Consider the following 14113-nt stretch of genomic DNA (forward strand, 5'->3'; position numbering starts at 1 on the left):
CTTGTCTGGCCAAATCTCAAAACAGGAAATACCGCTGGGCCATCGGCAGCACATCCGCCGGCTCACACCACAACAAAACGCCGTCAGCCTTGACCTGGTACGTCTGCGGATCAACGTCGATATTCGGCAGGTAGTCGTTGTGAATCAGGTCGGTTTTCTGCACTTCGCGGCAACCTTTGACCACGGCGATTTTCTTCTTCAGGCCCAGTGCTTCAGGCAGGCCTGCCTCCTGCGCAGCGTGGCTGATAAACGTCAGGCTGGTGGCATGCAGCGAGCCGCCATAACTGGCGAACATCGGGCGGTAGTGCACCGGTTGCGGCGTTGGAATCGAGGCGTTGGCATCGCCCATCAGGCTGGCGGCGATGGCACCGCCCTTGAGGATCAGCGTTGGTTTGACCCCGAAGAACGCCGGGCGCCAAAGCACCAGATCGGCCCATTTGCCCACTTCCACCGAACCCACTTCGTGGCTGATGCCATGGGTGATGGCCGGGTTGATCGTGTACTTGGCGATGTAGCGTTTGACGCGGAAGTTGTCGTTGCCTTCGCCATCACCAGGCAGTGCGCCACGTTGTTTTTTCATCTTGTCGGCGGTTTGCCAGGTGCGGGTGATGACTTCGCCAACGCGCCCCATGGCCTGGCTGTCGGAGCTGATCATCGAGAACGCACCGAGGTCGTGGAGGATGTCTTCGGCGGCGATGGTTTCACGACGAATACGGCTTTCGGCGAAGGCCACGTCTTCGGCAATGCTCGGGTCCAGGTGGTGGCAGACCATCAGCATGTCGAGGTGTTCGTCGATGGTGTTGCGGGTGAACGGTCGGGTCGGGTTGGTCGAGCTCGGCAGCACGTTGGCAAAGCCGCAGGCCTTGATGATGTCCGGCGCGTGACCGCCCCCCGCGCCTTCGGTGTGGTAGGTGTGGATGGTGCGGCCCTTGAAGGCGGCGAGGGTGGTTTCGACGAAACCGGACTCGTTGAGGGTGTCGGTGTGGATCGCCACCTGTACATCGTACTGGTCGGCGACGTTCAGGCAGTTGTTGATGCTGGCGGGCGTGGTGCCCCAGTCTTCGTGCAGCTTCAGGCCGATGGCGCCGGCCTTGACCTGCTCGATCAACGGTTCCGGCAGGCTGGCGTTGCCCTTGCCGGTGAAGCCGATGTTCATCGCGAATGCGTCGGCGGCCTGGAGCATGCGTGCCAGGTGCCACGGGCCGGGGGTGCAGGTGGTCGCGTTAGTGCCGGTGGCCGGGCCGGTGCCGCCGCCGATCATGGTGGTGACGCCGCTCATCAGCGCCTCTTCGATCTGCTGCGGGCAGATGAAATGGATGTGCGTGTCGATGCCACCGGCGGTGAGGATCATGCCTTCACCGGCGATCACTTCGGTGCTGGCGCCGACCGCGATGGTGACGTTCGGCTGGATGTCCGGGTTGCCGGCCTTGCCGATGGCGGCGATGCGCCCGTCCTTGAGGCCGACATCGGCCTTGACGATGCCCCAGTGGTCGATGATCAGCGCATTGGTGATCAGGGTATCGACCACTTCGGCGGCCAGCAACTGGCTTTGACCCTGACCGTCGCGGATGACTTTGCCGCCACCGAATTTCACTTCCTCGCCGTAGGTGGTGAAGTCTTTTTCTACTTCGATCCATAGCTCGGTGTCGGCCAGACGGATCTTGTCACCGACGGTGGGACCGAACATGTCCGCGTAGGCTTGTCTTGAGATTTTCATGCGCTTGCCTTGAGATTCAATTGTTTTTGAAATCGTTCGCTGCGCTCACTTTCGCGAGCAGGCTCGCTCCCACAGAGGAACGCGATCTAATGTGGGAGCGACGGTGCGACGATTCGACCTGCTCGCGAAGGGGCCCGTGCAGACACCGCATTAATCAGAGGTCACCCATGATCCGCCCGGCAAAGCCGAACACCCGGCGATGCCCGGCCAGGTCCACTAACTCGACCTCGCGGCTCTGCCCTGGTTCGAAGCGAACGGCGGTGCCGGCGGGGATGTTCAGGCGCATGCCGCGGCTGGCAGCGCGGTCGAAGGTCAGGGCATCGTTGGTTTCGAAAAAGTGATAGTGCGAGCCGACCTGGATTGGCCGATCACCGCTGTTCGCCACCTTCAAACTGATGGTGCGGCGGCCAACGTTGAGTTCGATGTCGCCGGGCTGGATTTGGTATTCACCGGGAATCATCAATGGGCCCCCTGGAGGATCTTGTAGTACAGGGCGGTTGGTTTGTAGCGACCGCTCGGGTCGCAGGCGTAGTCGGGGATTTCCCCCGCGCGGGTATAACCCAAGGCCTGGTAAAAATCCTCGGCGCAAGAACCGGCCTCGGTGTCGAGGTAGAGCATGCCGCGCTTGTGCTGGAGCGCCGCCTGTTCCAGCGTGCTCATCAATTGTTGGCCCAACCCTCGGCGGCGTGCCTGCTCACGCACCAGCAGCTTTTGCACTTCGGCGCGGTTCAAACCGTTGGCTTTCTGGCACAGGGTCAGTTGCACGCTGGCCTGTACCTGTTCGTCCTTGACCACCACCCACAGCAACAGTTTGCCCTTGTTCAGGTCGTCCTGGACTTCATCAAAATAGGCGCGGGCCTGGGTCGCGTCCAGATTGGCCATGAACCCGACGCTGGCGCCGTAGCCGACGGCTTCAAGCAGCAAATCAATCAAACCCTGGCGATAGTACGCAAAGCTTTCAACATTGACGCGTCGCAATTGGGCAGCGTTCATCAGGCGTTACTCCTTGCTGGCAGCCGGCGGTTCCGCGCCAGGATTGAGGGTCAGTTGCATAAATGTCAGGTCCAGCCAGCGGCCAAACTTGGTGCCAACCTGGGGCATTTGACCGGTAGTCACGAAACCGGCGCGTTCATGCAGACGAATAGAAGCGGCATTTCCACTTTCAATGGCGGCAACCATGACGTGCTTGGCGCACTCTTTGGCGCGTTCGATCAGCACCTTCATCAGACGTGGGCCCAGACCATTGCCGCGCTGGTCGCTGCGCACGTAGACCGAATGCTCAACGGTGTGACGGAAACCCTCGAACGGCCGCCAGTCACCAAATGAAGCGTAGCCCAGCACGCTGTTATCGCCGTCAATGATCACCAGAATCGGATAGCCCTGGGATTGCCGGGCGCTGAACCAGGCCTGGCGGTTGCCGAGGTCCACGGCCTGTTCGTTCCAGATCGCCGTGGTGTTGAGTACGGCGTCGTTGTAAATGTCGCGAATTGCCGGCAGGTCGGCATGCACCGCATCGCGGATGTGGTAAGTCATGGCGCGGCCTCAGGCGATGGGTTGGTGGACGGTGACCAGTTTGGTGCCGTCGGGGAACGTGGCTTCGACCTGGATTTCCGGGATCATTTCCGGGATGCCTTCCATCACCTGCTCGCGGCTGAGCAGGGTGGTGCCGAAGTGCATCAGCTCGGCCACGGTCCGACCGTCACGCGCGCCTTCGAGCAGCGCCGCGGAAATGTAGGCCATGGCTTCCGGGTAATTGAGTTTCACGCCGCGGGCCAAACGCCGCTCGGCCACCAGGCCAGCGGTGAAGATCAGCAGCTTGTCTTTTTCGCGAGGGGTCAGGTCCATCGTTTGGAATCCATCTGGGCAGATAAAAGGTATTCGGATCTGTAAACACAAACCCCTGTGGGAGCGAGCCTGCTCGCGAAAGCGGTGTGTCATTCAATATTAATGTCGACTGACACACTGCATTCGCGAGCAGGCTCGCTCCCACATTGGGTCGCATTTCAGGTGCTCCATATTCTGGGTGGGACCGCTTCCCGGCCAAGCAGCGCAGGCCTGAGCAATCGCCACAAATCAATCATCCAGCCGCGGGCCAACAGCGCTTCACTGGCCAGGCACCGGGCGACCAATAGCCCCGGCAACTGCGTCAGATCCCCGCGTACGTCATGGCTCAACGAACGGCATTTCTCCAGTAACTCACTGTCAATTTCGCCGGTCACCAGCAACGTCGCAAACACCGGTTGCCCGTCCAGGCCGATTGGCGAGTCGAGCAAACCGTCATCCCCGACAATGCGCTGGCGTTCGTGCCAGAGCAACTGGCCGTCACGGCGGATATCCAGTTTCGCCTGAAAATGCCCGAGGTTGAAACGCTCGCCGCTGGCCGGGCGACCCAAGGCCACGACGTCCCAGTAGAACAGCCGGGCATCGCCTTCAAGGTCGATGGAGGTGCTGAGTTCAGCCTGCGCCGCACTGAAGATAATCGTCTCCTGTGGCAACCATTCCAGTGTCGCACCGGCGGCTACGCGCAAATCGAGCTGCTGATAGGCGGGGCCGGCCGCGCGATACCACTTGGCTGCGCCCGGACTGGTGATCTGCGCCCAGGCATCGCTGCCGACGCTGGCCGAGATGTCCAGGCGGTCACCGCCGGCAATTCCGCCTGGCGGGTGGACGATGATGTGCTGGCACACCTGCGGCCCTTCGGCGTACAGGTGCTTCTGCACCCGCAGCGGACCCAGGTGGCGGCGCTGAACCGGGCGCGTGCTGTCGCCGAACCGGGCGTAACCCAGCTCCAGCTCGGCATGCCAACTCGGGGTGAACGGCGTTATCGGGGCAGGCAAATTCATGGTTTCTAATTATCGACAGGACGCTGCAGATTAGATCGTAACCAGGCCGCGTACACCCTCGGCCTCCATATTTTTTCCGCGGCCCTGCTGCACGATCTCGCCCCGGGACATCACCAGGTAGTGGTCGGCCAGTTCGGCGGCGAAATCGTAGAACTGCTCTACCAGCAAAATCGCCATGTCGCCGCGAGCCGCGAGCTTCTTGATCACGGCACCGATCTCCTTGATCACGGACGGCTGAATGCCTTCGGTGGGCTCATCGAGGATCAGCAGCCGTGGGCGGCTGGCCAATGCACGGCCAATCGCCAATTGCTGTTGCTGGCCACCGGACAAGTCACCGCCGCGCCGTTGCTTCATTTGCAGCAACACCGGGAACAGCTCGTAGATGAATGCCGGGACCTCCCTGGCTTCGAAACCGGGAAAGCGCGACAGGCCCATCAGCAGGTTTTCTTCCACGGTCAGGCGGCCGAAAATCTCCCGGCCCTGAGGCACGTAAGCGATCCCGGCATGCACCCGTTGATGCGGCTTGAACGTGGTGATCGGTTTCCCTTCCCAATTCACCGCGCCTTCTTTGGCCGGCAGCAAACCCATCAGGCATTTGAGCAGTGTGGTCTTGCCCACGCCATTGCGTCCGAGCAGGCAGGTGACTTCGCCGACCTTCACCTCAAACGTCAGACCGCGCAAAATGTGGCTACCGCCGTAGTACTGGTGCAGCTTGTCGACTTGCAGCATTTTCAAACTCTCCTCTACCCCTGTAGGAGCGAGCTTGCTCGCGATGGACGTTAACGACGACGCGTTTCTTCTGAATGAACGTGTCGCCCCAAGGTTCTTCGCGAGCGAGCTCGCTCCTGCAGGTAGCAATCAGCGACCGAGATAAACCTCAATCACCCGCTCGTTGTCCTGCACCTGTTCCAGCGACCCTTCGGCCAGCACGCTGCCCTGGTGCAACACGGTCACGTGGTCGGCGATGGCGCCGACGAAGCCCATGTCATGTTCCACTACCATCAGCGAATGCTTGCCCGCCAGGCGCTTGAACAGTTCAGCGGTGAATTCGGTTTCGGCGTCGGTCATGCCCGCCACCGGCTCGTCGAGCAGCAATAATTGCGGGTCCTGCATGAGCAACATGCCGATTTCCAGGAACTGCTTCTGTCCATGGGAAAGCAAACCGGCGGGGCGATTGACCGAGGTGGTCAGGCGAATCGTTTCCAGCACTTCGCTGATGCGATCCTTCTGTTCGCCACTCAGGCGCGCACGCAGGCTGGCCCACACCGACTTGTCGGTTTTCTGCGCCAGCTCGAGGTTTTCGAACACGCTCAAGGCTTCGAACACCGTCGGTTTCTGGAACTTGCGGCCAATACCGGCCTGGGCGATCTGCACTTCACTCATCTGCGTCAGATCGAGGGTTTCACCGAACCAGGCCTTGCCGTGACTGGGGCGAGTCTTGCCGGTGATCACGTCCATCAGCGTGGTCTTGCCCGCGCCGTTGGGGCCGATGATGCAGCGTAATTCGCCGACGCCGATGTACAGGTTCAGATCGTTCAGCGCCTTGAAACCATCGAAGCTGACGCTGATGTCTTCCAGGGTCAGGAGGGTGCCGTGGCGGGTGTTGAGGCCGGGGCTGGCGCGTTGGCCGAGGCCGATGGCGTCGCGGCTGGAGCCTGCGTCCTTGTTCGGGTCCACTGGAAAAAAGGCCGGTTCGAGCATGAATTCAGCCGTCGCAGTCACTCTCATTGTTCACCCCTTTTTTTCAGCAGGCCGATCACGCCTTTGGGCAGGTACAGGGTCACGACGATGAACAGCGCCCCGAGAAAAAACAGCCAGTACTCGGGGAATGCCACGGTGAACCAGCTCTTCATGCCATTGACCACGCCGGCACCGAGCAGCGGACCGATCAGCGTGCCGCGACCACCGAGCGCCACCCAGACGGCGGCCTCGATGGAGTTGGTCGGCGACATTTCGCTCGGGTTGATAATCCCGACTTGCGGCACGTACAGCGCGCCGGCCAAACCGCACAACACCGCGCTCAACACCCAGACAAACAGTTTGAAACCGCGTGGGTCGTAACCGCAGAACATCAAACGGTTTTCAGCGTCGCGCAGCGCGGTCAGGACCCGGCCAAACTTGCTCTGTGCCAAGCGCCAACCGATGAACAGGCTTGCCACCAGCAACAGTACTGTCGCAAAAAACAGCACTGCGCGAGTCCCTGGTTCAGTGATGCCAAAGCCAAGAATGGTGCGGAAGTTGGTGAAACCGTTGTTGCCGCCGAACCCGGTTTCGTTGCGAAAGAACAGCAGCATCCCGGCAAACGTCAGGGCCTGGGTCATGATCGAGAAGTACACGCCTTTGATCCGCGAGCGGAAGGCGAAGAACCCGAACACCAACGCCAGCAACCCCGGCGCCAACACTACCAGGCACATCGACCAGAGGAAGCTGCTGGTGCCGGTCCAGTACCACGGCAATTCGGTCCATGACAGGAAGGTCATGAACGCCGGCAAGCCATCACCCGAGGCCTGGCGCATCAGGTACATGCCCATCGCATAGCCGCCGAGGGCGAAGAACAAACCGTGGCCGAGGGACAGCAGGCCGGCATAGCCCCAGACCAGGTCCAGCGCGAGGGCGACGATGGCGTAGCAAAGAATCTTGCCCACCAGCGTCAGCGTGTAAGCCGAGACATGCAGCGCGCTGTCCGGCGACATCAGCGACAGCAACGGCAACGCCAGCAGCAGAGCGAGAATCACCGTGCCCAGCGCGATCGTGACTTTGGGGCCGGCCTTTTGCGTGGCCGTGAGCATTAGAGGCTGGTTCATCAGTCGATCACCCGTCCTTTCAGTGCGAAGAGACCTTGCGGACGCTTCTGGATGAACAGAATGATCAGCGCGAGGATCAGGATTTTTCCGAGTACGGCACCGATCTGCGGTTCGAGAATTTTGTTGGCAATACCGAGGCCGAAAGCGGCCAGTACGCTGCCGGCCAACTGGCCGACGCCGCCGAGCACCACCACCAGGAACGAGTCGATGATGTAGCTCTGGCCGAGATCCGGGCCGACGTTGCCGATCTGGCTCAGCGCTACGCCGCCGAGGCCGGCGATGCCCGAGCCGAGGCCGAACGCAAGCATGTCCACACGCCCGGTCGGCACACCGCAGCAGGCGGCCATGTTGCGGTTCTGGGTCACGGCGCGGACGTTCAGGCCGAGGCGCGTTTTGTTCAGCAACAGCCAGGTCAGCACCACCACGAACAGGGCGAACGCGATGATGACGATGCGGTTGTACGGCAGCACAAGGTTGGGCAGCACTTGAATCCCGCCGGACAACCACGCCGGGTTGGCCACTTCAACGTTCTGCGCACCGAACATCAATCGGACAAGCTGAATCAGCATCAGGCTGATGCCCCAGGTGGCGAGCAGGGTTTCCAGTGGCCGGCCATAGAGGTGACGAATCACCGTGCGTTCCAACGCCATGCCGATGGCGGCGGTGACAAAAAACGCCACCGGCAAGGCGATCAGCGGGTAGAACTCGATGGCTTGCGGGGCGAAGCGCTGGAACATCAACTGCACCACGTACGTCGAGTAGGCACCGAGCATCAGCATCTCGCCGTGGGCCATGTTGATGACGCCGAGCAGGCCAAAGGTGATCGCCAGCCCCAGCGCTGCCAATAGCAGGATCGAACCGAGGGACATGCCGCTGAACGCCTCGCCGAGGATCTCGCCGATCAGCAGTTTGTGTTTGACTTGCGCCAGGCTGGTTTCGGCGGCGGTGCGCACGGTGACGTCGGTTTCGACGCCCGGTTCAAGCAGGCTTTCGAGGCGAGTGCGGGCCAATGGATCGCCGGTTTTACCGAGCAGACGCACAGCGGCGAGGCGCACGGCGGGGGTGGTGTCTACCAGTTGCAGATTGGCCAGTGCCAGGCTCAGGGCGGCGTGAACGTTTTCATCTTTTTCGCCCTCCAGCTGCCGGTCGAGGAAGGCAAGCTGCGCCGGTTTTGCGCTTTTCTGCAATTGCTGGGCAGCGGCCAGGCGGAGGTGGGCGTCGGCGGCGAGCAATTGGTGGCTGGCCAGTGCGGTGTCGATGAGGCCCCGCAGGCGGTTGTTCAGGCGCAGGGTTTTCGGCTGGCCGTCGAGGGTCAACTCACCTTGTTGCAGGGCTTTGATCAGTTCGATGCGGGCCGGCTCGGGCTGCGCGGCCCAGGCTTCCAGAAGTTTGGCTTGCTGCACGGGATTGGCCGCGATGAAGTCTTCGGCGTCACCGGCCTGTACCGCCATCGGTAACAGCAATGCGATGGCGAGGATGAGGCGGTAAAGGGCAGTGGGCATAGAGAGTCGCCTTGCTCGGACTATGTGGGAGCGAGCTTGCTCGCGATAGCGGTCTATCAATCAACAGGGATGTTGTCTGACCCACCGTCATCGCGAGCAAGCTCGCTCCCACAGGGGATTACGTCGGGTGGCTTAGTTGCTCTTCACCGCATACTCAGGCTTCTTGTCGTTACCCGGAATGAACGGGCTCCATGGCTGGGCGCGGATCGGTCCTTCTGTTTGCCATACCACGTTGAACTGGCCGTCTGCCTGGATCTCGCCGATCATCACCGGTTTGTGCAGGTGATGGTTGGTGCTGTCCATGGTCAGGGTGTAGCCCGATGGCGCGGCAAAGGTCTGGCCGGCCAGGGCTTCGCGGACTTTGTCGACGTCGGTGGAATTGGCTTTCTCCGCCGCTTGCGCCCACATATGGATGCCCACGTATGTGGCTTCCATCGGGTCGTTGGTCACCGCTTTGTCGGCACCCGGCAGATTGTGTTTCTTGGCGTAGGCTTTCCAGTCGGCGACGAATTTCTTGTTCGTCGGGTTCTCGACGGACTCGAAGTAGTTCCACGCCGCGAGGTTGCCCACCAGCGGTTTGGTGTCGATGCCACGCAGCTCTTCTTCACCGACCGAGAATGCCACGACGGGAACGTCGGTGGCTTTCAAACCCTGGTTAGCCAACTCTTTATAGAAAGGCACGTTGGAGTCGCCGTTGACGGTGGAGATCACCGCAGTCTTGCCACCGGCCGAGAATTTCTTGATGTTGGCCACGATGGTTTGATAGTCGCTGTGGCCGAACGGGGTGTAGACCTCTTCGATGTCTTTGTCCGCCACACCTTTGGAGTGCAGGAACGAGCGCAGGATTTTGTTGGTGGTGCGCGGGTAGACGTAGTCGGTGCCCAGCAGGAAGTAACGCTTGGCGCTGCCGCCTTCTTCGCTCATCAGGTATTCCACCGCCGGGATCGCCTGTTGATTCGGCGCAGCGCCGGTGTAGAACACGTTCGGCGACATCTCTTCGCCTTCGTATTGCACCGGGTAGAACAGCAGGCCGTTGAGCTCTTCGAACACCGGCAATACCGATTTGCGCGACACCGACGTCCAGCAGCCGAACACCACGGCCACCTTGTCCTGGGTCAGCAACTGACGGCCCTTTTCGGCGAACAGCGGCCAGTTCGATGCCGGGTCGACGACCACCGGTTCCAGCATCTTGCCATTCACGCCACCCTTGGCGTTGATCTCGTCGATGGTCATCAACGCCATGTCTTTGAGTGAGGTTTCGGAGATCGCCATGGTGCCGGACAACGAATGCAGAATACCGACCTTGATGGTCTCGGCGGCCTGGACGGTCCAGGTCATGCCCATCGCGGCAATGCTTGCCGTGAGTGTGAAAGCCTTGATCAAGCTGCGACGCTTCATTGTGCGATCTCCATGAACTTATGAATTTTCTGGGTGGCAGATGCGGACTACTGAAGGGTCTTTAGCAAGGGCTGTGCCCGGTCGGCGAAAGGCAGGAAAATGTCGTGTTAGAGCGGTTTCGCTATTTGGCAGCGCACCATGAAGGGCCGCGTCACGCGCGGTGGTGCGAGGCGATGCGCCACATTGGGGCGGTCAACAGTGATCACTTGTGGGAGCGAGCCTGCTCGCGAAAGCGGTGGGTCTGTCACATCATATTGGCTGACACACCGCTTTCGCGAGCAGGCTCGCTCCCACAGGGGGGGACGCCTGTGGGAGCGGGGCAGTAAGTGCGGAACGTGTTTTACGATGAAGTCGAGGCAGGTTCGGTTTGCCGGGTGAGGCGCGACAGCAGCAGTCGATCCAGCAGCCATACGACGATCAGCGAAGCCCCCACCAACGGAAACGCCACCGCCAGGGCAAACATGATGACCATCGCCGTTTTCCATTTTGGCAGGTTGTGACGCAGCGGCGGGACACCGAATTTGCCCTGTGGCCGACGCTTCCACCAGATCACCACACCACTGATCGCGCTGAGCAAAATCATCAGGCAGATCAGCAGCACGACGATCTGATTGAAAGCGCCGAACATCTTGCCTTCGTGCAACATCACGCCGGTTTCCGTGACGCGGGCGACGGTGCCGTAATGCTCCCAGCGCACATCGGCGAGGACATCGCCGGTGTACTGATCGACATGCAACGTGGCGTCGTTGCGCGGGTCATCCGCGAACACTGCGATGGTGAACACGCCGGTGGCGGTGGTTGGCAAGGTGATGCTGTAACCCGGTTCGACCTCGCGCTGTTCGGCGATGTTCTGCACGTCTTGCAGGCTGATGGTCGGTGCGGCAGGGCCGGCTTGTGCGCCGCCGTGGGACATGTGTTCGGCGTGGTCGCCGGACATTGGCATCGGTGTGTTTTCCATCGCCCATGGCACGGTCTGGCGAGTGGCGGTATTGAGCGTCCGCGCCTCGAGGTCAGACGTGGGCACGTTGTTCCACATAGCCGCCGGAAACACGTTCCACACTTGCGCGTATTTCTGTCCCCAGAACCCGGTCCAGGTCATGCCACTGAGCAGCATCAGCAGCAGAAAAGTGGCGCCCCAGAAACCGGTGACGGCATGCAGGTCACGCCAGAGCACGCGCCCGCGACTGTTCAGCCGTGGCCATAATATGCCGGCGGCTTGCCCGCGTGGCCACCACAAAAATACGCCGGAAACCACCAGCACCACGGCCCAGCCGGCGGCCAGTTCGACCAGTCGATCACCAACCGTACCGATCATCAATTCACCGTGAATCGCTCGCGCAACGGCCTGCAGATTCTTCTTCGCATCTTGCTCGCCAAGGATGTCGCCGTGGTACGGATCGACGAACACGTTGAGTTCGCTGCCGCCATTGAGCACGACAAATTGCGCGCTGCGCTCTGCATTGACCGGTGGCAGGTACTGTTTGATCGTTGCGTGTGGATACGCTTCTTTCACCCGCTTGAGCAGGTCGTCGGCCGGGACGCTGTGATGCCCGGCGGGGACGTTCATCAAGCTGTCGTACATCCACGGGTCGAGCTGTGGCTTGAACAGGTAAATGATGCCGGTCAGGGCCAGCATCACCATGAATGGCGCGACGAACAGACCGGCATAGAAATGCCAGCGCCAGGCCAGGTTGTAGAAATTCGGTTTGGGTTGTTTCATCGGTTGTGCTCCGCTTGGCGATTCAATTTGTCTTGAAAAGATCGCAGCCTCGTTTCACTCGACAGCTCCTACAGGGTGTACGCGCTCCAATGTAGGAGCTGGCGTAGCCTGCGATCTTTTGACTTTCTCTTGTTAGAAACTCATGTCCACTCTGGTCCAGAGCGTTCGACCCGGTTCTTTAATGGCCTGCGGGTCCTTGGGGTTAGTGACGATCGTTAGCGGCGAGCTTGGCGCGATGGCGGTGATCACCGTCGGGCTCAGTTCTTCACTCAAAGGACGGCGGAGGCGTGCCTGAAACGAATACTGGATTCGTTCGGGGCAAAGAACGCTTGGGCAGGGCTCAAGCGTGTGTCAGCAGAAAACCTGGACATTACAATTTCCATCGAACAGTCGTAAACGACACGGCCGGCAGCCTGCGCAACCCCTGTGGGAGCGAGCCTGCTCGCGAAAGCGGTATGCCAGACGACATTTATGCTGACTGACTGTCCCTCTTCGCGAGCAGGCTCGCTCCCACAAGTTGCTTCGGCTGTCTTGCGGACCGTGTGAGATCTGAGGTGGGTGTTTACGCGACGATGGGCGGGGCGCGGGTGCGGGCGCCGGGGAAGAAGGTTTGCCGGGCGTGGCCCAGACGGGGGGAAGGGGGGGTGAAAGTGTTAGTGGGCGAGGTGTTGAAAGCGGTGAATGTCACCCCGCCGGTCAGTGCCGGGCAATTGAACAGCAGGCTGCAATAACCGCATTTTTCCCAGAGCGCATGATGGGAGGCTTTGGACGGGCAGTGCTCGGCGGCGGCTTGCGCGCCGTGCTCCATCGCCGACATGTCCATGCTCATGTCCATCGACATGCTCATGGAGGCATTCATCAAAGCGGAGCTGCGCTGATCCATCGGCATCGACTGAGAAATCAGCGGGCCGATAAAGATCATCAACATGGCGAACAGGCTGATCCAGCTGCCGCGGGTCAGGCTCAATGGCTGACGTCGGGAGGCGGATGACCTGGCGCTAAACGGGCGCACGGGCGTTTTCAGTGCGGATGATTACGGCGTGTGCATGTGCGCTTGCATGGCGTCAGGCGCCGTTTTCTGCACCGCGACCTCGACCGTTACGTCTGCGGATTTCTCGAAATGCATCGTCAGCGCGAAGCGCTTGCCGTCGCTCAGCAGGCTGCGGTCTTTGAGTTCCAGCAGCATCACGTGATAGGCCATTGGCGCAAACGTGACGGTGCCTCCGGCCGGGATTTCGACGCTCGGCACCTGCTGCATTTTCATCATGTCGTCTTGCATCACATGCTCGTGCAACTCGGCGGCGCCTGCGATCGGCGAGTCGACACTGAGCAGCCGGTCGGCGGTTTTGCCCTTGTTGGTAATCACAAAGTACGCCGCGACGGTCTGCGCATTGGGTGGCAATTCCTGCGACCAAGGATGGGCGATTTCAAGCTCGCCGGTTTTGTATTCGTGGGCATTGGCAAAACAGGCAGGCACCAGCAACGCCGCCAGAACGATGAGTTTGTTCAACATGGCAGTTCTCCAGAACGATTCAAGACGCAGGTCAATTGCGAGAAAGAATCACACCAGAGGGGATGCGCGGGGATTAAGACTGGGCCATTGCTGGCGCGGTGTCGGTGTATCGAGAGAGGCGGCGGGCAAGCTTCGATTGGCCTCGAAGTGCGCGAAATACAGCTGCGGCACATGCCCGGGCAGCGCCATTAACGACGCGGAGCCGGAGCAACACCAGCAATGCTGCATGTTGGAATGTTCGTCGCCCTGCGGGGCCTTTTGCTCGATGTCGCCCAGCGAGATCGCCACCATCTTCGTGCCGCTGGAGGTGCAGAAACTGCCCCACAACAACTGTTCGGTCGGCGATTTCACCGTCTGTGCCATCGCACCGGTCATCGGCATGGCGAGCATGTTGAACAGCACTGCGACGCAGGCTATCCAGGCAATTGCGAGCCGTTGTCGGGACATGGGACAAATCCGGTTGGGTGGGCGATCAGGCGCGGCTATTTAGCCTGATCAGGGCCGATAAGTAAAAAAGCGGCATGCGGTGTGGTGTCGCAGCACAAGGCTCTCATAACCTTCATGATAGTCGTTGATTTCGAATTGCCAGTGCCGTGTGGTGCTCCGCTTATTGTGT

Annotated in this window: 15 protein-coding genes and 1 pseudogene; all 16 read right to left on the minus strand. The window is 60.6% G+C overall.

The window, feature by feature from the left end; all coding sequences use genetic code 11:
• Positions 1–16 precede the first annotated feature (16 nt).
• Positions 17–1717, minus strand: coding sequence for an urease subunit alpha (gene ureC / locus AC1MDT_RS24720; protein WP_480419371.1), 1701 nt, complete (start codon positions 1715–1717; stop codon positions 17–19).
• A 154-nt stretch (positions 1718–1871) separates the two neighbouring features.
• Entirely contained in the window at positions 1872–2177 is a 306-nt protein-coding gene (locus tag AC1MDT_RS24725) for an urease subunit beta (RefSeq protein ID WP_121732917.1), read from the minus strand.
• Positions 2177–2710 carry a GNAT family N-acetyltransferase gene (locus AC1MDT_RS24730; protein WP_480419372.1) on the minus strand — a complete coding sequence of 178 codons (534 nt, stop codon included), beginning with the start codon at positions 2708–2710 and terminating at the stop codon, positions 2177–2179. Before AC1MDT_RS24730 ends, AC1MDT_RS24725 begins: the two co-directional genes overlap by 1 nt.
• A gap of 6 nt (positions 2711–2716) precedes the next feature.
• Positions 2717–3250, minus strand: coding sequence for an N-acetyltransferase family protein (locus AC1MDT_RS24735; RefSeq protein ID WP_480419373.1), 534 nt, complete (start codon positions 3248–3250; stop codon positions 2717–2719).
• A 9-nt stretch (positions 3251–3259) separates the two neighbouring features.
• A complete protein-coding gene (gene ureA / locus AC1MDT_RS24740) occupies positions 3260–3562 on the minus strand; it encodes an urease subunit gamma (RefSeq protein WP_033055605.1) in 303 nt (100 codons plus the stop codon).
• A gap of 158 nt (positions 3563–3720) precedes the next feature.
• Positions 3721–4560, minus strand: coding sequence for an urease accessory protein UreD (locus tag AC1MDT_RS24745; RefSeq protein ID WP_480419374.1), 840 nt, complete (start codon positions 4558–4560; stop codon positions 3721–3723).
• Positions 4561–4590: 30 nt separating this feature from the next.
• A complete protein-coding gene (urtE, locus tag AC1MDT_RS24750; RefSeq protein ID WP_480419375.1) occupies positions 4591–5289 on the minus strand; it encodes an urea ABC transporter ATP-binding subunit UrtE in 699 nt (232 codons plus the stop codon).
• Positions 5290–5418: 129 nt separating this feature from the next.
• On the minus strand, positions 5419–6288 hold the full coding sequence (gene urtD / locus AC1MDT_RS24755; RefSeq protein WP_480419376.1) for an urea ABC transporter ATP-binding protein UrtD: 870 nt from the start codon (positions 6286–6288) through the stop codon (positions 5419–5421).
• Positions 6285–7364: an urea ABC transporter permease subunit UrtC gene (gene urtC, locus AC1MDT_RS24760; protein ID WP_480419377.1), complete on the minus strand. Its 1080-nt coding sequence runs from the start codon at positions 7362–7364 to the stop codon at positions 6285–6287. Before urtC ends, urtD begins: the two co-directional genes overlap by 4 nt.
• Positions 7364–8866, minus strand: coding sequence for an urea ABC transporter permease subunit UrtB (gene urtB / locus AC1MDT_RS24765; protein WP_480419378.1), 1503 nt, complete (start codon positions 8864–8866; stop codon positions 7364–7366). Before urtB ends, urtC begins: the two co-directional genes overlap by 1 nt.
• A 132-nt stretch (positions 8867–8998) precedes the next feature.
• Positions 8999–10264: an urea ABC transporter substrate-binding protein gene (gene urtA / locus AC1MDT_RS24770; protein WP_480419379.1), complete on the minus strand. Its 1266-nt coding sequence runs from the start codon at positions 10262–10264 to the stop codon at positions 8999–9001.
• Between the two features lie 340 nt (positions 10265–10604).
• On the minus strand, positions 10605–11984 hold the full coding sequence (locus AC1MDT_RS24775) for a PepSY-associated TM helix domain-containing protein (RefSeq protein ID WP_480419380.1): 1380 nt from the start codon (positions 11982–11984) through the stop codon (positions 10605–10607).
• A 186-nt stretch (positions 11985–12170) separates the two neighbouring features.
• Positions 12171–12355 (minus strand): annotated as a pseudogene (locus AC1MDT_RS24780) (hypothetical protein); the annotation flags it as partial.
• Between the two features lie 191 nt (positions 12356–12546).
• Complete coding sequence (locus AC1MDT_RS24785) at positions 12547–12996, minus strand: DUF2946 domain-containing protein (protein ID WP_480419381.1); 450 nt, start codon at positions 12994–12996, stop codon at positions 12547–12549.
• 21 nt (positions 12997–13017) lie between these two features.
• Positions 13018–13497, minus strand: a complete 480-nt coding sequence (locus tag AC1MDT_RS24790) for a copper chaperone PCu(A)C (protein WP_480419382.1) — start codon at positions 13495–13497, stop codon at positions 13018–13020.
• Positions 13498–13545: 48 nt separating this feature from the next.
• Complete coding sequence (locus AC1MDT_RS24795) at positions 13546–13944, minus strand: DUF2946 domain-containing protein (RefSeq protein WP_480419383.1); 399 nt, start codon at positions 13942–13944, stop codon at positions 13546–13548.
• Between the last annotated feature and the right edge of the window lie 169 nt (positions 13945–14113).

This window comes from Pseudomonas sp. ASL7, assembly GCF_056680375.1.

Coding starts and splice junctions, on each gene's coding strand:
- urtA (WP_480419379.1), bottom strand. CDS start 10,264: ATGAAGCGTCGCAGCTTGATCAAGGCTTTCACACTCACGGCAAGCATT.
- urtD (WP_480419376.1), bottom strand. CDS start 6,288: ATGAGAGTGACTGCGACGGCTGAATTCATGCTCGAACCGGCCTTTTTT.
- AC1MDT_RS24790 (WP_480419382.1), bottom strand. CDS start 13,497: ATGTTGAACAAACTCATCGTTCTGGCGGCGTTGCTGGTGCCTGCCTGT.
- AC1MDT_RS24735 (WP_480419373.1), bottom strand. CDS start 3,250: ATGACTTACCACATCCGCGATGCGGTGCATGCCGACCTGCCGGCAATT.
- urtB (WP_480419378.1), bottom strand. CDS start 8,866: ATGCCCACTGCCCTTTACCGCCTCATCCTCGCCATCGCATTGCTGTTA.
- AC1MDT_RS24795 (WP_480419383.1), bottom strand. CDS start 13,944: ATGTCCCGACAACGGCTCGCAATTGCCTGGATAGCCTGCGTCGCAGTG.
- AC1MDT_RS24730 (WP_480419372.1), bottom strand. CDS start 2,710: ATGAACGCTGCCCAATTGCGACGCGTCAATGTTGAAAGCTTTGCGTAC.
- ureA (WP_033055605.1), bottom strand. CDS start 3,562: ATGGACCTGACCCCTCGCGAAAAAGACAAGCTGCTGATCTTCACCGCT.
- AC1MDT_RS24775 (WP_480419380.1), bottom strand. CDS start 11,984: ATGAAACAACCCAAACCGAATTTCTACAACCTGGCCTGGCGCTGGCAT.
- ureC (WP_480419371.1), bottom strand. CDS start 1,717: ATGAAAATCTCAAGACAAGCCTACGCGGACATGTTCGGTCCCACCGTC.
- AC1MDT_RS24725 (WP_121732917.1), bottom strand. CDS start 2,177: ATGATTCCCGGTGAATACCAAATCCAGCCCGGCGACATCGAACTCAAC.
- urtE (WP_480419375.1), bottom strand. CDS start 5,289: ATGCTGCAAGTCGACAAGCTGCACCAGTACTACGGCGGTAGCCACATT.
- AC1MDT_RS24745 (WP_480419374.1), bottom strand. CDS start 4,560: ATGAATTTGCCTGCCCCGATAACGCCGTTCACCCCGAGTTGGCATGCC.
- urtC (WP_480419377.1), bottom strand. CDS start 7,364: ATGAACCAGCCTCTAATGCTCACGGCCACGCAAAAGGCCGGCCCCAAA.